Raw genomic sequence first — 24,967 nt, 5'->3', positions numbered from 1 at the left:
GATTCTTTAAAACGGCCATGAGATCGTTTGTTTTACTATTGGGTTTAATTAGTCGTGCATTCAGCGTCCAGGCTGCTGATATAGACACACTGCCTTACACCGTAGAAAATTTTACGGATGAGAATGGTTTGCCTCAAAACAGCGTAAAAAGTATAGCGCCTGATAACGACGGTTTCCTGTGGCTTGCCACGGAAAACGGCCTCGTACGCTTTGACGGGCAGAAGTTCAGGAACTTCAATGGCAACGACCTCCCGCTGCGCACCAGCCGCATGACCTACATCTATCCCGATGCCGGAAGAAAAATGTTGTTCGCCCGCACCTCTGAAAAGGAGGTCATCCGCATCAGCAACGGCAGGGCCACATTCTGGCACAATCACCTCCCTGTTACCCGTGATTACGAATATTTCGTGTACAATGATACCACCGGAATTTACCCCGTAGTGGGCCTGCCCAACGGTTTTAAATCCGTAATGCGGGTGGATCATTATCTTATTCCCACGGGCGCGCGTTCTTATTACCTGATCTCCCGCAATTCCTATTCATACATGGATAAGGACCGCAAATTGTTCAGCCATCCTTTTGCGCACAACAATCCCTGGAACTTCTTCACTATCCGCCGTCACCTGTATTTCCTCGACGCTGAAGGGAAATTCCTCATGCTGGATAATCTTGGCGGCCATCCCGTAAACCTTTGCGGGGATATTACTGAAAACCCCGCTTACAACACGGATAAAAACAAGATGGAGCTTTACTGGAACTATGTGGCGGATCAGCTGTTCATCTACCTGAACGGCAGCCTCTACCGCCTTACGGAAGGGGAAGGCGGCATGCTGTATACCCAGCTGGTATTGCAGGATTTTGAGTTTCACCGGCAGGATATTATTTCCGTATACCAGGACGAGCAGCATCACCGGCTTTTCCTTGGCAGCTTCACCAAAGGACTGTTCGTGATCACAAAAAAACAGTTCAGGCCGCGGCGGGCAGGCCTGGGCAGCAACGAAGTGTATTATTCGCAAAATGTGTATGGCACCAATGGCGTGATCACGCCGCAGGGCTTTTTGTTTGACGAAACTGGTAAAACCTATGAAATTCCCCTGCTGCGGCAGCAGCACGTTGGAGATGCCTACAGCATGCAAACGGACCAGCAGGGCAATCACTGGCATAAATCCAACAGCCACCTGCTAAAATACAATAAGGATTTCACTGAACTGTTATGGGTGCGGGAGTTGCACGATGAGATCAACCGGATCTACGCCGGGCAAGACGGCCGCCTCTGGATCGGGTTCAAACACGCCGGGCTGTATTATGTGGACACGGACCGGCCTGATCCCGTACCGCTGTTGTTCACTTCAGCTGTGCAGGATATCACCTATTTTTCATACGAACATCCCGGCGTGTTGTGGGTGGGCTCGGGCAGGGGACTGTTCAAGGTAAAGCTCAGCAACGCTAAAGTAGATACCATTGCCGGCCTCAGCGGTTATAATGTACGCAGCGTCTATTCCCTGTCCCGGAAAGAACTATGGGTGACCACTTACGACAAAGGCTTTTTTCTGCTGGAGAACGGAATGACCTACCAGATGCCGCTGGACAGGCTGCAATACCTCAATACGGCCCATTGTATAACACAGGATGACAATGGTTATTTCTGGATCACGACAAACAAAGGGCTTTTCCAGGTAGCGCGGAAAGACCTGCTGGCATATGCCCATGGGGAATCTTCCTACGTCTTTTACCTGTACTACGGCAAAAACAAGGGTTTTAATACCAATGAATTCAACGGGGGCTGCCAGCCATGCGCGCTGAAGCTGCCGAACGGCAACCTGTCCCTGCCTTCGCTGGACGGGCTGGTGATGTTCCCGCCTTCCGGTATCAAAGCGGAACTGCCGGACAAAGGGCTGTTCATAGATAATATGGAAATGGACACCCGGAGGCTGGCGCTCACAGACACCGTTGTGCTGCCGAACAACTACCAGCAGTTCCGCCTGGAGGTGAGCACGCCCTACTTTGGGGACCGGTACAATGTGCAGCTGTTCTACACGCTGGAAGGCGATGGGGAGGATATCTGGCTGCCGGTGGAAAACGACCGCTCTATCTCGTTCTCACGCCTGCATTCGGGCAATTACCGGCTCCGCGTCAGGAAAGTAAATGGTTTTGGCAGGCAGAATTATATTGACAAAGTGGTGTTTATCACCGTGCAGATAGCCTGGTACGAAAAACTTTGGTTCCGGGTACTGGCGGCCTGTTTCCTCGGGTTGCTGGTGTTTGTTTTTATGCGCATCAGGCTGGCGCGTAGCCAGTACAAAAACCGGATGCTGGAAATGCATGTATCCGAGAGAACGCGCAGGCTGGAAGAAACGCTGGAGTTCCTGCAATCTTCCGAAAGACAGCTGCATCAGCAGGCGCTCATGCAGCAGCGCCTCATTGCGGCCATTACGCACGACATCAAGACCCCCATGAAATTCCTGCTGCTCATGACCGGCGCCATGCGCGGGAAAGACAAACAGCACGACGCACTCTACGAAACGCATTACCGCATGTACCACCTCATCGAAAACCTGATCCAGTACATGAAGATGCAGTTTTCGGTAAACGGTTCCTCGTCTGAGATGCTGAACCTGGACCAGCTGCTGGAAGAGAAAGCGGGTATATTCAGGCCGATCGCACAGATGCGGAACGTCGGGATCATTCATCATACGAACGGGACCGGGCCGGCCCTGGTGAACAGGCAGCTATTGGGCGTGGTGGTGCACAACCTCCTGGACAATGCGGTGAAATATACACCTGCGGGCACCATTACGCTTGAAACAGAACGGATAGGGGATATGGTGATCATCCGTGTGACCGATACGGGCATCGGTATTCATCCGCAGCTCCTGGAGCGGGTCAATATGCATTCGCCGGGGAGATACCTGGCAGGGGACAGCCACTGGCCGGAGGAACACAGGGGGCTGGGCCTGCTGATCGTGATAGAGCTGCTGCAGCTGATCAACGGGCGGCTGAAAATGCAGCCGAACGAAGGCGGCGGCACCCGGGTGAGCGTTGTGCTGCACCTGCTCAGTTAGCCGTACTGTACATTTTTACTTTTTCCAGCAACTCAACAATATTGCTGATCTGCAGCTTTTCAAAGATGCGGGTTTTGTAGGTGCTCACGGTAGTGACCTGCAGGTTCAGCATGTCCGCAATGCGCGCAACGGGAATACCTTTCGTGAGAAGGTACATCACCTCCACTTCGCGGCTGGACAGGATGGAGAGCGGGTTCTGTACCGGTTCGCGCTGGGAGTTGAGCATGTTCAGCAGCTGCTCCTTCGTGCCGGCACTCATGTATTTCTGTTGATTGAGCACCGTGCTGATCGCCGATCTGATCTCTTCTTCAGGGGAATATTTTACCAGGTAACCATCCGCCCCGGCCTGCATGTAATTGATGGCAAACAACTGCTCATCGTAGCCGCTGAACATCAGTATCCTGATCTGCGGCTGGCGCAGCTTTACGGCATCGATCATCTGGAGGTTGTTACCCCCCGGAATGTTGATGTCCAGTATCAGCAGGTCGAAAGGTTTCGTTTCAAGGTAAACAATCACCTCGTCGAAAGTGGACGCTTCTTCGACGACAGTGGGTGTGGAGAGAGTGGATATAATATGCGAAACGCCTAATCTCACGATAGAGTGGTCGTCCGCAATGAGTACAGTTTTCATAGGAGCGGTTCAAATAGACTTAGACAGCGTAAAAGTAATCATTTTTACATGCCCCGCACCACTCCCCGGGACGGTTTTTGCCAATGTAGTATTAATACTACAAACCTTGCGAATTCGCTCTATACGGGGAATAGTGTGTTTCCGCTAATTTAGGGCCACGAGAATTGTACTACCAGGTACACCCGTTTTTTTGATGAGCATACCCATATTCTATCAATAACCTAAACAAACGTAAAACAAACCGTAACCACCTATGAAGAATTGTATCCATTCCCCGGGAATGCCCGATTACATTCACTTTTAAGGCATTTAAGCTGTTTTCAGTGCACAGGCAACTGATTTCCTGTAAAATATTTGAACCAACGAGTGCATCTGACGATATTGCGCCGGTAGGAATGCGCATACCCGGAACCGTACTGGAATAGCCACTGGCGTTAAATTCCGGCTCCTCCGCAACCGAATACACCTGCTACCAAGATTACAACCGGTAGAAATATTAGCGGAAAGGACCTGTTTATCCCTTTATAACGTGCGCTATTCCGGTACCGGAACTGGCGGGTGGTCTTTACTTCTTCTGCATTGCATACTGGCTCGGACTTACGCCAAACTGTTTGGTGAAATTTTTCCCGAAATGGGTCTGCGATTTGTATCCCACCATCATCGCCACTTCGTAGATCTTATAGTTTTTTTCTTCCAGCAGCTCCGCCGCTTTTTTTAACCGGGTGATATTGATCAGCTCATGGGGCGTAAGATCGGATATCGCCTTGATCTTCCTGTACAGGCTGATCCTGCTCATGTTCGCAAAACGTGAAAGGTGATCCACGTCCAGTTCCGTATTTTCTATCTCCTGGAGAATGAAGTCGTAGATGCTGTTGAGGAATGCCTTGTCTTCGCCCGTATGCGCCATGGTATTGATGGCGGCCTGCGGTGTGCTGGCAAAGTATTGCCTTACCTTGATGCGGTTGCTCAGCAGGTTGGCGATCTGCACTTTGAGATGGGCGGGGGAAAAAGGTTTTTCGATATAGGCGTCCGCGCCTGTTTCCAGTCCTTCTATCTTGGAGCGCAGCGTGTTTTTGGCCGTGAGCAGTATCACGGGGATGTGGCTGATCTCAAAGGTGGTCTTAATGCGTTTGCAGAGCTCCAGCCCGTCTATTTCCGGCATCATCACATCGCTGATCACGAGGTCCACGCTTTCCGCGTGCAGCAGGCGGATGGCTTCCTCGCCGTTTTCCGAACGGAGGATGGTATACTCGCTTTCAAGGATCGAGCTGACAAAATCGAGGATCTCTTCGTTGTCGTCAACAAGCAGAATAACAGGTTGCATAACGGTGGTTTATATTTCGGTTGATATTGCCTGGCCAACAGGCAGGGTGAGCACAAAGGTATTCAGGCCGTCTTCGGACTGTGCCGCATACAGCTCGCCTTTGTGCAGCACGGTCAGGCTGCGGCATATACTCAGCCCTATTCCTGTGCCTTTTTGTTTTTCGTTCTCTTTCAGGCGCACAAATGGCGCAAATATTTTCTCCCGCATTTCTTCCGGTATCAACGGGCCGTCGTTGGTTACTTCAAGGATGATGTCCTTCCCGTTTTCCCGCAACGTTATTTTTACATTTTTGTCGGCATACTTGATGGCATTGCTGAACAGGTTGCTGAATATTTTGTTGATACCTTCTTCGTCCGCATACGCATAGATGTCTTCTGTGGTCATTTTCAGCCTGAAATCGAGCTTCTTTTGCGCGGCGGGCAGCCTGAAGTTGTCAAAGGTGTCCTGGAGAATGGAGGAGATATTCAACCGTTTAAAATCGAGCCTGAAACCGGTGGCCTCCGTCTGCCGGAAATCCAGCAGTTGGTTCGTGAGCTGTACCAGCCGGTTCGTATTCCGTTCCATGATCTGCAGGTGATTGCGGTTCGCCTGCAGCCGCTCAGGGTTTTCTATCACCTGCTCCAGCGGCCCTTTGATGAGCGTAAGCGGCGTATTGATCTCGTGGGCCACGTTCGTGAGGAAGTCTACTTTTGCCTGGTACAGTTCTTTTTCTTTTTTCAGTTGCAGCTCTTCCAGTTTGCGTTTGTGTTTGAGCGTCTGCCGGATATGATACCGCCGGATAAAATAATAAGCGGCGCTCGCCACGATGACAGCGTATAAAACATACGCCCAGGAAGTGGCCCAGTAAGGCGGCCTGATCTCAATTTCCAGCCACGCGGGATGGTCGCCCAGCTTTCCGTTGTTGTCCGTAGTGCTCACCCTGAAGGTGTAACGCCCGGGTTTCAGATCCGTGAAATATACGATGCGGTTGGTTTTGAGATAGGTCCACTCTTTGTCCAGTCCTTCCATCATATAGGCGTAGGAGATCATATCGGGCGCGGTAAAGCTCAGCGCTGCGAAGTCTATGCTGAAGGACGACTGGTCATACGGCAGCACGATCTTTTTGGTGAAAAAAAGCGCGCGTTTGTCTTCCCTTGCCGTGGCTTTGTTCTTGACATTAAAACCGGTAATGTATACCGGTGCCACGAAAGTGTCCGGCAGGAACTGGTCCGGGTTAAAACTGATCATGCCTTTTACGCTGCCGAGGTACATCCTGCCGTTTTTGTCCTTGTAACCGGAGTTGTAGTTGAACTGGTCGTTCAGCAGCCCGTTGATGCTGGTAAACACCTGTATGGCGCCCGTATTCGGGTTCAGGCAGGCAAGGCCCCGGGAGGTGGTCACCCACATGTTGCCCCGGTCATCTTCCAGCACCTTGAAGATATAATCGCTGGGCAGGCCCTGTTGGGTGGTATATCTTTTAAAACAGCCGGTGGCGGGTGTCAGCCTGTTCAGCCCGAAACCTTCGGAGCCGGTCCATATCTGCTGGCGGCTGTCTATAAACACGGTGTTCAGCGAATTGGCGCTGAGACTGCAGGTATCGCCGGGATTATGACGGTAGTTCCCTTTCTGCCCGGTGGCTTCATTGAACCAGTACAGCCCGTTGTCCGCCGTGGCCGCCCAGATGGTGCCGTCCTCCGATTCCGCAATGCTGCGCTGGTTGCTGTTCGGCATCAGGTCTGTTTTGAGGAACGCGTCTTTTGTATGATCATATTTTGCCAGCTCCGAGCCGGTGCCGAGGAACAGCGAGCCGTTCCGGGCTTTGTATATCCAGAGGATAAAGTTGCTGGAAAACGAGCCCGGGCCGGCGGCGTAATGTTTCACCACCTGGCCGCTACGGATGTCCATTTTATCCAGGCCATTGTCCAGCGTGCCAATCCAGAGGTTATTTCCCTCCGCATAAAGCCCGTGGATATTGGTATGGGAGATGCCGTTGGCATTCCTGCAGGGCTGATACTGGGTGATCTTGCCCGTGGCGGGATCTATTTTATTGATACCGTTATCCTCCGTGCCGGCCCAGATATTCCCGAAACGGTCTTCACAGATCTCGCGCACGGCGTTTCCGCTGAGGGTGTTACTGCTGTTGTCCGGGAACCACTTCTGGAAATAGGTGTATTGCCGTGGGTAATAATTGCTCCCGCCGAAAAAAGTGCCGGCCCACATGCCGCCTTCTTTGTCTTTATGGAGGTAGTACACGGCGTTGTCCGTAAGCGAGTAGGGATTGTTGTATTCTTTTTTCAGGTTGATGTACCGGCGCGTGGCGAGGTTGTACACGTAAATGCCGGACTCTGTGGCTATCCAGTATTCATCGCCCTGGTGATGCAGGATGTGGCGTACATAGATAGCGACGTCATTATTCGTCCTGGTCATGAGGTCTTCATAAGTACCCTTGTGCGGGTCCAGCAGTTTAAGCCCCTGGTTGGAAGTGCCCACCAGTAGCCTGCCGCCGGATGCGGGCATAATGACGGTCACCTGTTTGTAGGTCACTTTGGGCGAATGGCTGAAAATATCGAATGCTTTACTGCTGTTGAATGTCCGCACCGTGCCTTTCCAGGAGCCCAGCCATATATTGCCGGCATCGTCTATGTTAATATCCGTTACCGCATCTTCTCTTCCTGCGGGGTCCAGGTGATGAATGAGCGTATCTTTGATCGGGTCGTAGCTGTAAAGGGAATACCCCTCCATGAACCATATCAATCCTTTTTTATCGCATTTCACAGAACCGACGCCTTTAGCGCCGGTGCCTTTTATCATTTCAAAACTTTCCGTCACCGGGTGGTAACGGTACAATCCAATGCTGGCGCCTACCCACAGCTGCCCGTTTGGATCCACGTCCAGCGAATACACAAAGTTCGAAGCAAGGCTGGTACTGTCCCCCGGAATGTTGCGGAATACTTTGAATGCATGCCCGTCAAAGCGGTTTAGCCCGTCTTTGGTGCCCATCCATATAAATCCCTGCTGGTCCTGCTGCACACAGAACACTGTGTTGTGAGACAAGCCGTTCTCTACCTGGTAATGCCTGAAATAATACTTCTGGGCGTTGGCGGAATGCCCGGCGGAGAGCGCAATCAGCAGCAGTATGAATATTCTTTTTTTCAACGTGGTTAGTTTGTGCGCTGATCCAAATATAATATTAATAACCTGATCTTTCCCGGACAGCGATAAATAAGCGCGCTGAAATTTGGTACGTTTTTGCGAAAAAATGAAATAAATCGGCGAATGGTTATAAAATCATTTCTCTTTCTTTGGATAACGTTAATGAAACTGATGTTAGATGCAGGTAAACCAGCTTCCGCCCAGCCGGAGGATCAGCTGGAACGTGCTTCTATTGTGTAATTCCGGCTGATGACCAAAATGATTCGCTAACAAGAGATCCACGTTCCGCGGAGAACCCTTTTCCAATATATTCCGCACTCTACAATTGCAAGGCGTTTAAAAACTATGCACGCGCCCTGATGGGAGAACTATGTTTCCTAACTGCCAAAATCAATTTCACTTATGAACGAATTTACACACACTAAAATCTTTGCGCTCAAAGGAACACGGCTGCGCTTATTGCTGCTGATGTTGCTGGGCGCGTTGTGTCTGCCGGCGCTCGCGCAAACAGGCACGCAAAAAATAACAGGCTCCGTGAAAGACAGCACGGGCAACATTTTGCCGCAGGTGACCGTATACGAAAAAGGCACCCGCAACGGCACGCTTTCTACCATGGAAGGCAATTACACCATTACTGTAAAAGAAAATGCAGTGCTCGTGTTCACCATGGTGGGTTTTAAAACGCAGGAAGTGCCGGTGGGGGGGAGGAGCAGCATCAATGTAACGCTCTCCAGCTCTGCTACGGACTTAACTGACGTAGTGGTGGTAGGTTACGGCTCCACCCGCAAAAAGTCCCTTACCAATGCCATTTCCAGCGTCACCGCGGATGAAATCGGCAACGTGCGCGGCGGCTCCACCGTGAGCACCACGCTGGCCGGTAAGGTACCGGGCGTGTCTTTCAGGATGGCGGACGGGCGCCCCGGCGCATCCGCCAGCATCCAGATACGCAACATGGGCGCGCCGTTGTTTGTAATAGACGGTGTGCAGCAGGACCAGGGCCAGTTCAATAATATTTCGCCGAACGACATTGAAAGCATCTCTTTCCTGAAAGACGCTTCCGCGGCCATTTACGGCGTGCGCGCGGCTAATGGCGTGGTAGTGGTGCAAACCAAAAGAGGTAAACTAGGCCAGCGCAGCTCTATCAATCTCTCCGCCAACTGGGGCGTTCAAAGCTGGACGCGTTTCATCGACGTGCTGGATAATTCATACGACTACATGAGCCTGAAAGCCGAAGCGGAAATGAACCGCGTAGTGCCCGTAGGCGGCAACCCCATCACCACGAACATCACACAGGCCGAGCTGGACAAATACAAAGCAGGCACGGAATACGGCTATAAGAGTTTTAACTGGCGCGATTATATTGTAAAGAGCAACACGCCTATAAATACGTATAACCTGAACTTCACCGGCGGCACCGAGAAAGTGACTTATTACCTCTCCGCCACGCGACTGTTCCAGAACTCGGTACTGGGCAGGGAATACAAGTTTGAACGTACCAATATCCAGAGCAATGTGTCCGCCCGCGTGGCCAATGGCCTCAAAGTAGGCATGTCTATCAACGGAAGGGTGGAAACAAGGGAGAACCCCGGCGTGCCTCATTCGGACGACTACTGGCAGGCACGTTTCGCCATCCTCCGCAATACGCCCATGGAAAGGCCTTTCGCCAACGATAATCCCAATTATCTGAACGATATCAAACACAACGAAACCAACTGGGGATATCTCAACACCACACACGCCGGTAAATACAAAAGCGACTGGCGCCAGCTGCAGATGAACCTGGACGGTGAATGGGAGATCCCTGGTGTGAAAGGCCTGAAGCTTGCCGGCCTGTACTCGTATTATTTTGCGGACAACCTGCTGAATAACCATGAGTATACCTACGACACTTACACCTACGATCCCTCAAACGATACCTATACCCGCACCGGCGGCAGTATCAACCCATGGCGTGAAAGAAACCAGGAAAAAGTGATCAATCAAAGCTCGCAGATCAGGCTGACCTACGACAAATCATTTGGCAAACACACGGTGTCCGCCATGGTCGTGTCCGAACGTATCAACAACCAGCGCCTGGTGAACTGGATACATTCCGTGCCTACCACGAACGTACTGCCGCTGATCTACTTCAGCACGGCGGATACTTACAGGGATGAGGATTACAGGCAGGCCAGGACAGGTATCGCAGGCCGTCTGAACTACAGCTATGCAAACAAATACTTCATCGAAGGCCTCATGCGCCGTGATGCTTCCTATCTCTTTGCGCCCGACCGCCGCGTGGGTTATTTCCCGAGCGTGTCCGCCGCATGGCGCATCACCGAAGAAGGTTTTATGAAAAACCTGCTGGGCAACAACCGCATTTTGTCTGACCTGAAGCTGAGAGGCTCCTACGGCATCCTGGGTGACGACGGCAGCGCCCTCGGCCTGGCTGAATTCTCCTACATTGAAGGGTATAATTACAACGACGGCGTAGCCATCCTGGATGGCAAGCCCGTCATCGGGTCCCGCGACAGGGGAGCGCCCATCCGTAATATCACCTGGCTGAAAAGCTCGCACCTGGACTTTGGTATCGACTTCGGTTTCTTCGACAATAGACTCTCCGGCGCCATCGATTATTATTACCGCAAACGCGACGGGCTGCGCGGCAGGAAGACCGACGTGCTGATCCCCTCCGAGCTGGGTTACGCTATCCCCGATGAAAATATCAACCAGGACGCCCGTACCGGCGTGGACTTCAACTTGCAGTACAACGGCGAACTGGGCCAGAAGCTGAAATACCGCGTAGGCGGGAACATCAGCTACTCCCGCGGCAAATTTATCTCCAGTTACAACCCCGTGTTCTTTAACTCGGTAGACCAGTATTTCGCCTCCGGCGAAGGCCGCTGGCAGGGTTTTGAATGGGTGCTGGAATACATCGGCCAGTTCCAGAGCCAGGAAGAAATAGACAATTATCCCGTGAACATCGACGGCCAGGGTAACCGTACCCTGCTGCCCGGCGACCTGAAATATGCGGACCTGGACGGTGACGGCAAGATCACCGGCAACGACCGCCGCCCGCTGGGCTGGGCTTCCGGCTCGCAGCCGAACATGAACTTCGGCCTGCAGCTGGGCCTGCAATACGGCAACTGGGATTTTGTAATGGACTTCTCCGGCGCCAGCAACTACACCTGGATCCAGGAGCATGAAATGAAAGTGCCTTTCACCAACGACGGCAACCTGAACAAAATATTCACGGACCGCTGGCACAGGGAAAATATCTGGGACCGCAACAGCAAATGGATCCCCGGCAAATATCCGGCCCTCCGCTACAACGATCACGGACATAGCAATAACCAGTGGTCCACTTTCTGGATGCACAACGTGACCTATTTCCGCGCGAGAACGATCGAGCTGGGGTATACGTTGCCCGGGGACTGGATGAACAGGGTGAAAGCGCAACGCGCGAGAATATATGTGAACGCTTACAACCTGTTTATGTTCGATAACCTGAAAGAATACAACCTGGACCCGGAGATCAACGACAGGAACGGTCTGCAATACCCGCAGAGCAAGGTGTTCAACGTAGGGGCCAGCCTTTCATTCTAAACCATTCAAGCATCAGAACCATGAAACTTAAAATAGTATCATTCGGCATATTGACCTTACTGGCGGGGGCGAGCAGCTGCAAAAAGGAAAGTGATTTCCTGAACGTGCTGCCCACGTCCATCCTTACGAACGAACAGGCGTTTTCAGACCCTAACCAGGTGCTGTCTATCCTCGCCAATCTATACAACCGCCAGCTGGATTTTTCCACTGTAAGGAGCTGGGAATCCATGGCGGACTTTTCAGAAACCTTCCCTTCGCAGAGCAATGCCCCGCAGGAGATCGTAAGACGCAACGAATGGGGGTATAATTTCTGGAGCACCTGGGATTATACCTATATCAGGGAGCTGAACATATTCCTGCAACGCTGCGAAGCAGCCACCAAACTGTCTGATGGCGACAAAAAACGTTTCCTCGCGGAAGGCCGTTTCCTCCGCGCCAACTATTTCTTTGAAATGGTAAAAAGGATGGGCGGCGTGCCTTTGATCCTGGAGCCTATGCTGTACGACTTCAAAGGCGACCCCACCTACCTGCAGCATCCCCGGGCGAAGGAATCAGACATCTATGATTTTGTGATCGCGGAAGCCGAAGCCATCAAAATGGACCTGCCGGCGGACGTGAACAATAAATCCCGCGCCAGCCGCGGTGCGGCGCTGGCTATGGAGTGCCGTGCAGCTTTGTATGCGGGCTCTATCGCAAAATATGGCTCCAATACCCCGCAGGTGGCGCTGGCAGGCGGCGAAGTGGGTATTCCCGCCGCCATGGCAAATGGTTATTTCACCAAATCCCTCGCGGCAGCGCAGCAGATCATAGACGGCAGCGCGGGCGCTTACGGTCTTTATAATAAAAAGCCCGATCTGAGCGAAAATTTCGCCTCTATCTTTTACGACAAGGGTACAAATCCCGAAACGATCTTCATCGAAGATTTTAAGCTGAAAAGCGGCAAAGTGCATGGATTCACACAGGTGAACCAGCCCCGCTACGGAGCGGAAGAAGAAGAAGGCGGCAGGCTGAACCCTTCGCTGAACCTCGTGCAGTCATTCGAAAAGCTGGATAACACCTTCGCCCCGCTGCCGGTTAAGGATGGCGGCGGCGCCCCGGTCTTTTACAACACGCAGGTGGACATATTCGCCGGCCGCGACGCCCGCCTCGGCGGCACCGTGATGCTGCCCGGCACTTCCTTCAAAGGCCGTACGGTAGACATCTGGGCTGGTTACCAGCTGGCGGACGGCGGCATTGTATCCGGTGATGAGCGCGGCCAGCAGAAGACCCTGCCCGGCGGCGCCGGTCCCGTACAGGTGGTAGGTTTCGACGGCCCGATCAACGGGAAGGAACATACCGCGCAAACCGGTTTTTATCTCCGGAAATACCTTGATCCCGCGGCAGGCTCCGGTTCCCGCGGTACCGGCAGCGAAGTGCCCTTTGTCCGTTACCGCTATGCGGAAGTGTTGCTGAACGCGGCCGAAGCGGCTTTTGAACTGGGCCAGTCCGGTGTAGCGGCGGGTTATATGAACCAGGTAAGAGCCCGCGCGGGGCTGGTGACACCGCTCACCGGCGCGCAGATCACCCTGGCGCGTATCATGCACGAACGCAGGGCGGAGCTTTCCTTTGAAGGACATATCCTGTTTGACCAGAAACGCTGGCGCAACGCGCATGTGGTCTGGGATGGCGTGGCCATGACCGAAGCGGACCTCCTGGCCAATATCGGGGCGGCAAACAAAAGGAACACGCAGCCCTTTGGCCTGTGGAGCTACAAGCTGCATAATCCCGGCAACCCGAATCATGGCAAATGGCTGTTCAAGATCGTGAAGAGCCCCCTCGTAACCGGTACGAACAGGTTCCGGATGGGGAACTATTATTCCTTCATCGATGACAACATCCGTTCAAATAATCCTAAGATCCTGAAACAACCGAACCAGGATTAACCAAAAAACTCCGGCATCATGAAATTATTGAACTATCTTATAGTAACGCTCCTCACCGTTCTGGCAGCCTCCGGCTGTAAAAAGGACAACTACGATCCGCCTTCCGCCATGCTGAGCGGACGGCTGCAATACCAGGGAGCAGAGATCCATCTGGAATATAACCAGGTGCCTTACCAGGTGTACCAGTTTGGCTTTGGTAAAACAGGCTCGGTAAGCAACACCTCCTTCGAACAGGACGGCAGTTATTCCCTGCTGCTGTTCAACGGGGAATATAAACTGATCGTCCCCAACGGCCAGGGGCCTTTCCTCTGGAAAAAAACAGCCGCCGGCAACCCCGATACCATCACCGTGAGAATGAACGGCAGCCAGGCGCTCAACCTGGAAGTAACGCCTTATTACATGATACGCAACGCACAGCTGAGTGTTGCCGCGGGCAAAGTGAACGGCGTGTTTAACATCGAAAAGATCATCACAGACGCCAATGCAAGAGATATCGAAAGGGTGAACCTTTATATCAACAAATCCGCTTTTGTGTCCGGCGCGGGCAACTATAACATAGCATCCGCCGGCAAGACAGGTGCGGAGATCACAGATCCGGCCAATGTGGCCCTCAGCGCAACCATCCCTGTGCTTGTGCCAGCCCAGAGCTACGTGTACGCACGCATCGGGCTGAAAGTGAGCGGGGTGGAGGATATGATATTTTCACCCGTGGTAAAACTGAGTTTGTAACAGATCGAAAATCAACGTAGATCAAAATATGCGCGGCTGCTCTTCCGGGAGAGCAGCCGCCTTCCATCAGCAAAACAAAACTGGCAATACGAATGAAAAATCTCCCAATGAAATGTGTGCTGCTGCTCTTTTTATTATCTGCCGCATTGCAAACGAATGCACAGGCGGAAAGGGCGGTATGGTCAAAAGAAAAGGCAAATGAATGGTACCAGAAGGTGCCCTGGATGGCGGGCGCCAACTTTTATCCCGCAAACGCCATCAACCAGTTGGAAATGTGGCAGAAGGAAACCTTCGACCCCGTGACCATCAACCGTGATCTGGGTTATGCCGCCGGCATCGGCATGACCGTGATGCGCGTATACCTGCATCACCTGGCCTGGGAAACGGACAAGGAAGGGTTCTTGGACCGGATGAAACAATACCTTGCCATTGCGGACAAACATCGTATTAAAACCGTTTTTGTCATCTTCGATGACTGCTGGAACGATACCTACAAACCAGGCCTGCAACCCGCTCCCAAACCGGGCATCCACAATTCCGGATGGCTCCAGGACCCGGGTAAGTTATTACATACCGAGCCCGCGCTCATCTCCACACTCGAAGCGTATGTAAAAGCAGTGCTCACCGCATTTAAACACGACAAACGCATTCTCCTCTGGGACGTATACAACGAGCCCGGCAATTCCAACTATGGCAACAAAAGCATGCCGCTGCTGCAAAAAGTATTTGCCTGGGGCCGCGCCGTAAACCCGGACCAGCCGCTGAGCGCCGGGGTGTGGAACTTTCGCCTGAAAGAACTCACCCAGTATCAACTGGATAATTCCGACGTTATCACATACCACGACTACACGAACGACGACAGCCACTTCCGCGTGGCCGATTCGCTGGCCCGCGTTACCGGCAAACCCCTGATCTGCACCGAATACATGGCGCGCACGAGGGGAAGTTTCTTTAAAAACATCCTGCCCGGCCTGAAGGAAAGAAAGATCATCGCGATCAACTGGGGGCTGGTAGCCGGAAAGAGCAATACGATCTATGCCTGGGACACGCCCATGAAAGACGGCGGCGAGCCTAAAGTATGGTTCCACGACATTTTCCGGCAGAACGGCGTGCCGTACGACCCGGCGGAGACTGCTCTTATCAAATCCCTGACCGGCAAGCGTTAACCGACATTAAATTATTCGTATGGATATGATATCATCTGCCTCCGTGCAGCAGGTACAGACCGGTTCATCCCGGCCTAAGAACGGGGACAGGCTGCTGTTCTGGGGTTGTTTTACCGTACTGGTGGCATCCGCCTTCGGGTTTGTGTTCCGCTCTTTCCTGATGGATGGCTGGGGCATACAGTTCGGCCTCAGTAAGACCCAGCAGGGAGAGATCTTTGGTGTGAGTTTCTGGCCCTTCGGCATCAGCATCGTGCTGTTCAGCCTGATCATAGACAAGGTGGGGTACAAAAGCGCTATGGTGTTCGCATTCCTCTGCCATTGCGGCTCCGTGCTGCTTACGGTACTGGCGGACGGTTACTGGATGCTGTATTACGGCACCCTGCTGTTCGCGCTGGGCAATGGCGCGGCCGAAGCGGTGGTAAACCCCGTGGTGGCAAGTCTTTACCCGAAAGAAAAAACAAAATGGCTGAACATACTGCACGCCGGATGGCCGGCGGGCATGGTACTGGCGGGTTTGCTCGGTATCTTCCTCATGCACACCGGTGTGAAATGGACCTATATGATGGGCTTCATTCTTGTGCCGGTGCTGGCATACGGCGTGATGATCTTCAACCGCGTGTTCCCTGTCAGCGAGCGCGTGCAGGCTGGTATATCCTACCTGGATATGGTGAAGGAAGTAGGTATCGGCGGCATTTTTATCATCGTGTCTCTTTGTACGTTCCAGATCGGCAGCCTGCTGGACTGGTCGCTCACCGGCAAGATCGTGGTGACGCTGGCCATTACCGGCGCGGTGGGCCTGGTGGTGCGCAGCTGGGGCCGGCCGATGTTCATTTTATTGCTGCTCATCATGATCCTGCTGGCTACCACTGAGCTGGGCACAGACAGCTGGATCACTGACCTGATGACGCCGGAAATGGCGAAGGTAGGGTTCAAAGGCGGATGGGTATTGATCTATACGTCCATCATTATGGCTATCCTCCGTTTTTATTCCGGGCCTTTCGTTCATAAACTTTCACCCCTCGGGCTGCTGGCCGTGAGCGCATTGATCGCGTTTGCAGGCTTGCAGTTCCTCTCATTTTCAACTGGTTTTTATATCATCCTGGCGGCTACCGTATACGCACTGGGCAAAACCTTCCTATGGGGCACGATGCTGGGCGTTGTGGCTGAGCAGTTTCCCAAAGGCGGCGTATTGGCGCTCAACTTTACCGGCGCCGTGGGCCAGGTGGGCGTAGGCGTGATAGGCGCGGTGATATTGGGTTTTGTACAGGATAAAAAACTGGACGCCAACCTCGCCACGTATGATGTCGCTAACCAGACCGCTCTTCACAGCACATATGTGACCGAAGAAAGACAAAGCCTCTTTGGCGCATACAAAGTACTGGATGCTTCCAGACTATCCGCCGCGTCGCCTGAAACACTGGCTACGATCCAGACCGTGCGCGAGAACGCCAAAAAAGACGCACTCCGCACCGTATCCATCTTCCCGGTGATTATGCTGGTAGGATATGCAGGCATGATACTCTGGTTCCGTTCCCGCGGCGGCTACAAACCCGTGCTGCTGCCACCTGTGCGTACGGAGGCTTAAAATGTGTGTTTAGGAAATGATAAATACATCATCCATTGTTCCCCCAGAACACCTCATCTATTGTCACCCCGGGTTAACACAATATTTATTTCAAAGAATGACAGCATGAACCGATTAATTGTATTGATGATCACAGGAGCTTTATGCGCTTTCACTTTCGCGGCCAATTACGACGGCGGGAGGAGAGCGGAAGTACTGTTCCTGGGGCAGAAGGGCACGATACACGCCACCTGGCTGGCCACCAAATTGTTTAAAAGCGGCATCAATCTCACCTATACCGAAAACGCCGCGGATCTGAACGCGGAAAACCTTTCAGCGTACGACGGGGTGATCATCAACGCTTCCGCGCCTTTGCTCACACCCGCGAGGGACGCAGCCCTGAAGCAGTTCGTAGCCTCGGGGAAAGGGCTGGTGATCCTGAACAAAGGCGCCGCCATGTTCAAAAACGCGCCATGGGCGGCCAGATCCGGCACCGAAGGCAAAGGCCGCATCTTTTACACCAAGGAAGGTACGAAAGATGAAGAATGGAAACAGCTGCTTTTCCTGGATAAAATGAAAGACAGCATTTCCTGGGCGCTCGGCGAAAACGTAAGACAGCAGATCATCGCGGCTAACATACCGGACGTGGATATTTATAACTCGGACACTATTGCGGATTATACCAAACGGTACCTCGTGCCGAAAATGCAGGAAGCGCTGAGTCCCGAACAATCCAACAAACTCACGCAGGTGCCGGTGGATTTCGAGATCAAACTTTTTGCAGCCGAGCCGGATATCACCAAACCCATCGCCATGACCTGGGATGAGCGCGGCCGCCTCTGGATCGTGGAATCCGTGGATTATCCGAACGCATTCACCGAAATAGACAGCGCCGCAAACGACCGCATCAAAATATGCGAGGATACAGACGGTGACGGGAAAGCGGATAAGTTCACCATCTTCGCGGACAGCCTGAACATCCCCACCAGCATCGTGCTCACAAACGGCGGGGCCATCGTATCCATGGCGCCCAATTTCCTTTTCCTGAAAGACACGAACGGGGACGATAAAGCAGATGTGCGCGAAGTACTGTTCACCGGCTGGGGCAAACAGGACACGCACGCCGGCCCTTCCAACCTTATTTACGGCTTCAACAACCGGATATGGGGCGTGGTGGGTTTCTCCGGCTTTGACGGTACGATGAACGGCAAACCGCTTCGTTTCCCCATGGGCGTATACAACTTTAAGCCGAACGGCGAAGATTTCAACTTCCTGGCCAAAACCTCGAACAACACCTGGGGCCTTGGTTTCACAGAAGACAACCATGTATTCATTTCCACTGCCAACAATACCCACAGCGCCTATTATTCCATGCCCGCCGGCTTCCTGCAGCGCACGCTCAGCGGCGCGCAACCGCTGGACGCGGTGCAGAAGATAGACGGTCACTATGATGTACACGCCATGACGCCGAACCTGCGCCAGGTGGACGTAATGGGCGGCTTCACCTCCGCCACCGGGCATCATTTTTATACCGCGCGAAACTTCCCGAAATCCTACTGGAACCGTATCGCGTTTATTAACGAACCTACCGTGCGCCTCGTGCACGAAGCCGTGATAGAGCCGGATGGCGCGGGCTTTAAAGAAAAAGACGGCTGGAACCTCATGGCCAGTTCAGATGAATGGTTTGGCCCGGTACAGGCGCAAACAGGCCCTGACGGGGCGGTGTGGGTGGCGGACTGGTACAACTTCATCATCCAGCACAACGTATTCGTAAAAGAACAGGCCCCCCGCGAAATGGTACTGCCCTTCACTGAGCAGCCCCATGGCAAAGGCAACGCTTTTGAAAGTAAACTCCGTGACGTGGCGCATGGCCGCATATACAGGGTGGTGTACAAAAAAGGCAAAACCAGCGCGCCCATGCAACTGAAAGCCGGCGATGTGCCGGGATTGACGGCTGCGTTGAAAAACGACAACATGTTCTGGCGCATGACGGCCCAGCGCCTGCTGGTGGAAGGGCAGCACAAAGAGGCTATTCCCGCGCTGTATAAGATCATACAGGATGTGAAAGTGGATGAAATAGGGCTGAACGGCCCGGCCGTACATGCTCTGTGGACGCTGCAGGGGCTCGGTGCATACGATGCCGCTTCCATGGCGGTGATCACCCGGGCGCTGAAACATCCTGCCGCGGGCGTGCGCAAGGCCGCGGTGGAAGTATTAAAAGAAGAGAAGAAAGGGCTGGCCGCCATCCTTCAAAGTAATATTATCAACGACCGCAACCTGCAGGTGCGGCTGGCGGTGTTAAAAAGTCTGGCAGATTACCCTGCATCTAAAGAAACAGGTGCGTTGCTTTTCAAAGCCGCGCTGAATGCACAGAACGCAAAAGACCCCTGGCTCAGCCGCGCGCTGTTTGCCGCGGCGGTGACCCATGAAGATGGATTCCTGGCTGCGGCTGCTACCGGCGCACCCAACGCCTTCGCTAAAAATGTGATCAAAAGCCTGGAACAAACCGTGTACAGCCTCGATCCCCGTGCTATCATGCAAAACCCGCCGGACATCACCGGCAAGGAGATCATCATCAAAGGCACCGTGGGCAAACGCAGGGAACGCCCGGTGGAAGGGCTCATCATGGCGCATGGCAACCAGCAGAACGGTTACGGCTTGTATATCCGGGAAGGTAAACTGGTCATGGTGGTGAACCAGCAGGGTAAAAGTTACCAGGCTGTCACCACAGACACGCTGCCCGAAAAAATGGAGGTGGAAGCAAAACTGCTCAAAACAGGCGATATACGTATCCTGGTGGATGGTAAAGAAGCCGCGAAAGGTAAAGCTCCCGGTCTTTTTACCGCTCCCGCCACTGTAGTGCTGAGAGCAGGAGAAGAACAGCTGCCGGACCAGAAAGTAGCGGATTACAAAGGCCGTTTCAATTTCACGGGGCAACTGCAAAACGCCACTCTCCAGCTGGACAGGCCGGTGAAAAAATCCACGCTGGCCCCCGGTGCTGAAACGCCCGGCATCGTAATAGACCTGAAAGTAGTGAAAGACATCATGCAGTACGATAAAAAACGCATCACCGTAAAAGCCGGCCAGAAAGTGACCATCAGGCTGGAAAACCCGGACGGCATGCAGCACAACCTGCTCATCCTCAAACCCGGCACCCTGCCCAAAGTAGGCGCAGCGGCCGATGCGATGGTGCGCGACCCGCAGGCTTCCAAAATGCAATACGTGCCCAAAGTGCCGGAAGTATTATGGGCCACGAAACTGGTAAGCCCCGGCGAAACAGTGAGCCTTCGCTTCACCGCGCCTTCCAGGGCGGGGGAATATCCTTTTGTATGCACTTTCCCGGGCCACTGGCGGGGAATGAACGGTATTATGCAAGTAATCAATTAAACGATATGACACACCACATTTCCAAACCAATTATGCGCCTTGGCCTCGGCCTGGCATTGCTGATAGCAGCTAATCCGCTGGCGGCGCAGATCCGCGTGCTGATGGTCGGCGGCGGCGGCTCGCACGATTTTAACCGCTGGTACAAAGAAGAAGATGCCGCCACGCTCCGGAAAGGCGGCCTGGCCACGGTTACCTATACAGACGATCCCACCACCATCCTGGAACATCTGCCTGAAACAGACGTGCTGATGCTCTCCAACAACCAACCCATCAAGGATTCCGTGACCCGCAAAGCCATTTTCGCATTTACGGATGCGGGTAAAGGCCTGGTGCTGGCGCATGCATCCATCTGGTACAACTGGCGAGACTGGCCTACCTACAATTTTAAACTGGTCAGCGGCGGCAGCCGTTCCCATGAAAAATACGGCCCTTTCACCGTTACGGTGAATGATTCCAAACATCCCATCACCAAAAATGTTCCCAAAACTTTTAAACTGGATGATGAACTGTATCACTACAACGAAGACCCCGCCGGCCCCGGCATCCGTGTGCTGGCCACCAGCAAAAACGAAGCTGGCGTAACGCATCCCGCGTTGTTTGTGGTGAAAAATCCGAAGGCGCGTATCGTAGGCTTTGCATTGGGCCATGATGCAGCTTCCCATGAGCTGGAAGCATACCAGACCATCCTGCGGAATGCCGTGAAATGGGCGGCGCGTAAATAAATTTTCAATAACAAATCAGAATATACAATGAAACAGATCACGGTAGTAATCGTTGGAATGGGCTTTGGCAAAGAGTTTATACCCATTTATCAGAACCATCCCGCCATCAAACGCGTAGGTATCTGTACGCGCAATCCGGAAACGCTGAAAGAGCTGAAAGCAAAGTTTAACCTGGATGATGACCTCATCTTTACCAATTACGAAGATGTGCCTAAACGCGCGGACGTAGATGCTATCCACATTGTAACACCCGTGCCCGAACACGCGAAAATGACACTGGCCTCCCTGAATGCGGGCAAACACACCGCCTGCACCATTCCCATGGCGATGACGGTGGAAGATTGTAAAGCCATCGTGGAAGCAAGAAAAAAATCAGGCAAAGTGTATATGATGATGGAAACCGCATTGTACACCCGTGAGTTCCTGTACGGCCTGCATCTCGCGGAATCAGGCCAGCTGGGCCGCATCCAGTTTGTACGCGGTTCGCACATCCAGGATATGAGCATGCCCGGCTGGGACGAATACTGGAAAGGGTATCCGCCCATGCTGAACGGCACGCACGCGATTTCCCCGCTGCTGCGCATCAACAATACGAAAGCTGAATCCGTGGTATGCCACGGCTCCGGCCGCCTCAGCGACGATCTCGCCAAACGGTACAATTCTCCTTTTGCCGTGGAAACGGCCACCTTCACCCTCAAAAATTCCGACGTGGTAGCCGAGGCCACCCGTTCTCTTTTTGACGTGGTGCGCCAGTACCGTGAAAGTTATGATGTATACGGCACTAAAATGTCTTTCGAATGGGAGCAGTTGCAGGATGAAGAACACGTCATCTTCGACGGCGGCGAAAACGCAAAACGCATCAATGTACCCGATACGGACGCTTTGCTGATCCCGGAGATCGCGCATTTTACCAAAAGGGAAAAGATAGACGATCCTAATCACGTGTCTTTCCTGCAAGGCGCGGGCCATGGCGGCTCGCATCCTCACCTGGTGCAGGAATTCCTCGCGGCGATCACAGAAAACCGTTATTCCGCGGTGGATGCGCACATTGCGGCAAACTACACCTGCGCGGGCATCTGCGCGCACGAGTCCGCGATGAACAACGGCAAACGTATACAGATACCTGATTTTGAAAGTTAAGCATATGCAGAGAGGCGTTAGCACATTCGTTTGGGTTTCTCCTTTTTCCACCGCATCGTTTCACCTGCTGCAAAAGATCAAAGCAGCCGGATACGACATCATAGAGGTAGCGGTGGAGGACGCGGGACTGATAGACTGGCAGCAATTACAATCCATGGCGCGGGACACCGGCCTGAAGATTACCATCAGCGGCGCTTTCGGGCCGGACCGTGATCTTTCTTCGGAAGATGCAGGCATCCGCAAACAGGCGTTGGATTACATCATAGACTGTACCCGCATTGCGGAGCAGATGGGCAGTCCCGTATTCACCGGCCCGCTCTACGCAGCCGTCGGCAAAACGCGTATCGTAAGCCCTGAACAAAAGGCGCAGGAAAGAACCTGGTGCCTGCAGGGCCTCCGCGAAGCCGCCAAAGCCGCATCGGATCATGGCGTATTGCTGGGAGTGGAACCGCTGAACCGCTTTGAAACGGATATGATCAACACAGTGGACCAGGCCCTGGACCTGGTAAAAGAAGCCGGTCATCCCAGCCTCCGCATTTCGCTGGACACCTTTCACGCGAATATCGAGGAGAAAAATATCCCTGCCTCGATCCGCAAAATAGGCGGTGAGCTGCTCTGCCATGTGCAGGGCAATGAAAGCGACCGCGGTACACCCGGCACCGGCCACCTGGACTGGCCCGGCATCCGCGACGCGCTGAAAGAGATCGGTTACAACGGGGCTATCGTGCTGGAAACCTTTGGCGCGCCGTCAAAAGAACTGGCCCGCGCGGCCTGTATCTGGCGGCCGCTGGCAAACAGCGCGGACGAACTGGCTGCCGAAGGGGCAACATTTTACAGGAGTATTTTTTAATAACGGCTTTTTTTGATTCAGTAACTGGAAACGTGGAACAATCGGCGGTTCTCTCGAAAGAGAAGCCGCCTTTTGCTTTTGTGTAGATAATCAATTATTTGGCGCCCTCTATTCATTAGCTGATAAATGAACTGACTATAAATACAGATCCCGCTCCCGGAAGAACCAGGAACGGGATCACTTTCTCAGGGTTGAATTATTTCATGCTCACGTCCTTCCTGCCTGCAAACTGCTGCAAGGTGGATGCGATGGCTTTTTCGAGTGCGGCGCCGGTCAGTTCTTTGTCGTGCGCTTTTTTCTCCAGTTCACCCATGGCTTTGTACAGCGGGGTATCGTTCACTTTTTTCTGCAGTGTAACGGTGGAGTTGTCCTGGTAAAGCTGGTCCCAGCCTTTGCGTACCAGCGCCCAGAAGGCTTTGTGTTCATTCCACCAGGCGATGGCTTTTTCACATTGTGCATCGTCCACGCGGTTGTAGGTGTTGAGGCCTTTTTCGCCAACGATCACTTTGTCGGTTCCGTCTGTGCGGACTACCTTCTGGTTGTCCTGCTCGTGGATGGAGCCTTTGGAAGTGATCTCGTGGTGATTGGTGCGCACGAGCACGTTGTAATCGCTGCGGGTGGTGTATTCGCGGCGGGGCAGGGGAGCGCTGCTGGTGGATTCCCAGTAATGCCTTCCATCCGCATGTACCCAGCTGGCGGAGCCTTCGTAACGGGGCTCATCGTCCACGCCAAATACTTTCTGCGTCCACTGGCCTTTTACGTTTGCGGCGGGGAGCTCTGTTTTTTTCCACTGGTCGTCTTTGTCGAAGCTCAGCAGGGTGCGGTTTTCGTACTGCCAATCTTCCGTCCAGTGTTTGATCACATCGCCACCGGCGATGAGCAGGTGCTGGAGCACGATGCGGCGCGGGCCTTCTTCGGCTACAGTGATGTATTCAATGGCGCCGCTGGTCTTTTTGTAACCTTTCGGCTTGTAATTGGTGTCTGCCGGGAATGTTTCAGAATATTCGAATGTAACGTCGTGGCAGCCGCAGAGATTTTTGATGGCGGCTTTGTCCTGTGCGAGCTTGTCCTGCGCGTTGCCGTTCATTGCTACGAAAGCAAGGGCAATAGCGGAGATGATCGTTTTTTTCATTGATGAAAAGCTTTATGGTTTATTTAAAATTGCGCGTACCGTCTGCCTGGTATACATACCTGAAATGATAATAACGGGATTCGGAAGTCTGGGTCGGTGAAGCGGGTGCATCTTTGTAATAGCTGGTCACTTCCACTTTGGCGTATTTGCCGGTGGCGGTTTTCAGTACAAAAAACTTACCTGTTACCGGTGAAATGATGTGCGTGGTCATGTTGTAATTGTACCAGCCGGTGATCGCTTTGGTAGCTCCGTCCGCGGCATATCCTGCTTCGGGCGCGGCGGTGAGCTCGTTGTATACGCCGGTGAGTACCTGCGCCTGTGCGCTGCCGGGGCCGCTGGTGCCGCCGTTGATGATGATGGTGGTAGCCCTGAAACCGATGTCCCATTTGGTGGTGGCGGAATCCGCATTGGCGATCACTTTATTGTCCGCGAAGCTGAACAGGGTGAATTTCCCGGTATTTGCCGCGTCCGCGTTCACGTTGACGGCGGTGGTAGATACGATGGTCGGTTTGGGCTCAGGCTTCACATCATCGTCGTTGCTGCAGGCGGTGATGGAAAATGCCGCTACAGCCAATGCGCCGAGGTAAAATTTCTGTCTTTTCATATACTGCGTTTTATACG

General features: G+C 53.1%; 15 protein-coding genes. 10 read left to right on the top strand and 5 right to left on the bottom strand.

Annotation, left to right across the window (positions count from 1 at the left end; translation table 11 throughout):
* Window positions 1-17: 17 nt before the first annotated feature.
* Window positions 18-3,062 (top strand): sensor histidine kinase, encoded by a 3,045-nt coding sequence (locus tag EG028_RS08045; RefSeq protein WP_120515082.1) that lies wholly within the window; start codon window positions 18-20, stop codon window positions 3,060-3,062.
* On the opposite strand, the gene EG028_RS08040 is transcribed toward EG028_RS08045, so the two are convergent.
* The 3 genes from EG028_RS08040 to EG028_RS08030 all read right to left on the bottom strand — a co-directional run bounded on the left by EG028_RS08040 (window position 3,055) and on the right by EG028_RS08030 (window position 8,152).
* Window positions 3,055-3,693 carry a response regulator gene (locus EG028_RS08040; protein WP_120515081.1) on the bottom strand — a complete coding sequence of 213 codons (639 nt, stop codon included), beginning with the start codon at window positions 3,691-3,693 and terminating at the stop codon, window positions 3,055-3,057. The genes EG028_RS08045 and EG028_RS08040 overlap by 8 nt on opposite strands.
* A 565-nt stretch (window positions 3,694-4,258) precedes the next feature.
* Window positions 4,259-5,017, bottom strand: coding sequence for a response regulator transcription factor (locus tag EG028_RS08035; RefSeq protein WP_120515080.1), 759 nt, complete (start codon window positions 5,015-5,017; stop codon window positions 4,259-4,261).
* A gap of 9 nt (window positions 5,018-5,026) precedes the next feature.
* A complete protein-coding gene (locus EG028_RS08030) occupies window positions 5,027-8,152 on the bottom strand; it encodes a ligand-binding sensor domain-containing protein (RefSeq protein WP_120515079.1) in 3,126 nt (1,041 codons plus the stop codon).
* 399 nt (window positions 8,153-8,551) lie between these two features.
* Here EG028_RS08030 and EG028_RS08025 point away from each other — a divergent pair, with 399 nt between their 5' ends.
* From EG028_RS08025 to EG028_RS07985, 9 genes are all read left to right on the top strand, one after another.
* Window positions 8,552-11,734: a SusC/RagA family TonB-linked outer membrane protein gene (locus EG028_RS08025; RefSeq protein WP_241559054.1), complete on the top strand. Its 3,183-nt coding sequence runs from the start codon at window positions 8,552-8,554 to the stop codon at window positions 11,732-11,734.
* Window positions 11,735-11,754: 20 nt separating this feature from the next.
* A complete protein-coding gene (locus tag EG028_RS08020) occupies window positions 11,755-13,656 on the top strand; it encodes a RagB/SusD family nutrient uptake outer membrane protein (protein ID WP_120515078.1) in 1,902 nt (633 codons plus the stop codon).
* A gap of 18 nt (window positions 13,657-13,674) precedes the next feature.
* Window positions 13,675-14,385, top strand: coding sequence for a DUF3823 domain-containing protein (locus EG028_RS08015; RefSeq protein ID WP_120515077.1), 711 nt, complete (start codon window positions 13,675-13,677; stop codon window positions 14,383-14,385).
* Window positions 14,386-14,477: 92 nt separating this feature from the next.
* The gene (locus EG028_RS08010; protein ID WP_120515076.1) at window positions 14,478-15,551 is read left to right on the top strand and encodes a glycoside hydrolase 5 family protein; all 1,074 of its coding nucleotides are present in this window, start codon (window positions 14,478-14,480) and stop codon (window positions 15,549-15,551) included.
* Between the two features lie 19 nt (window positions 15,552-15,570).
* Complete coding sequence (locus EG028_RS08005) at window positions 15,571-17,136, top strand: MFS transporter (protein ID WP_206614367.1); 1,566 nt, start codon at window positions 15,571-15,573, stop codon at window positions 17,134-17,136.
* 105 nt (window positions 17,137-17,241) lie between these two features.
* On the top strand, window positions 17,242-20,502 hold the full coding sequence (locus tag EG028_RS08000) for a PVC-type heme-binding CxxCH protein (RefSeq protein ID WP_120515075.1): 3,261 nt from the start codon (window positions 17,242-17,244) through the stop codon (window positions 20,500-20,502).
* A gap of 5 nt (window positions 20,503-20,507) precedes the next feature.
* A complete protein-coding gene (locus tag EG028_RS07995; protein WP_206614366.1) occupies window positions 20,508-21,224 on the top strand; it encodes a ThuA domain-containing protein in 717 nt (238 codons plus the stop codon).
* A gap of 27 nt (window positions 21,225-21,251) precedes the next feature.
* A complete protein-coding gene (locus EG028_RS07990; protein WP_120515073.1) occupies window positions 21,252-22,364 on the top strand; it encodes a Gfo/Idh/MocA family protein in 1,113 nt (370 codons plus the stop codon).
* A gap of 4 nt (window positions 22,365-22,368) precedes the next feature.
* The gene (locus EG028_RS07985; protein WP_120515072.1) at window positions 22,369-23,214 is read left to right on the top strand and encodes a sugar phosphate isomerase/epimerase family protein; all 846 of its coding nucleotides are present in this window, start codon (window positions 22,369-22,371) and stop codon (window positions 23,212-23,214) included.
* A 196-nt stretch (window positions 23,215-23,410) separates the two neighbouring features.
* Here EG028_RS07985 and EG028_RS07980 read toward each other — a convergent pair whose 3' ends face one another.
* Together EG028_RS07980 and EG028_RS07975 are read right to left on the bottom strand one after the other, a co-directional pair.
* Window positions 23,411-24,346 carry a DUF6607 family protein gene (locus EG028_RS07980; protein ID WP_185096812.1) on the bottom strand — a complete coding sequence of 312 codons (936 nt, stop codon included), beginning with the start codon at window positions 24,344-24,346 and terminating at the stop codon, window positions 23,411-23,413.
* 19 nt (window positions 24,347-24,365) lie between these two features.
* Window positions 24,366-24,950, bottom strand: a complete 585-nt coding sequence (locus EG028_RS07975) for an HmuY family protein (RefSeq protein ID WP_120515071.1) — start codon at window positions 24,948-24,950, stop codon at window positions 24,366-24,368.
* Between the last annotated feature and the right edge of the window lie 17 nt (window positions 24,951-24,967).

The sequence above is a fragment of the Chitinophaga barathri genome, assembly GCF_003807585.1.
Taxonomy (GTDB): domain Bacteria; phylum Bacteroidota; class Bacteroidia; order Chitinophagales; family Chitinophagaceae; genus Chitinophaga; species Chitinophaga barathri.
The sequence above is the reverse complement of the archived record's forward strand: the minus strand, read 5'-3'. Positions and strand labels throughout refer to the sequence as shown.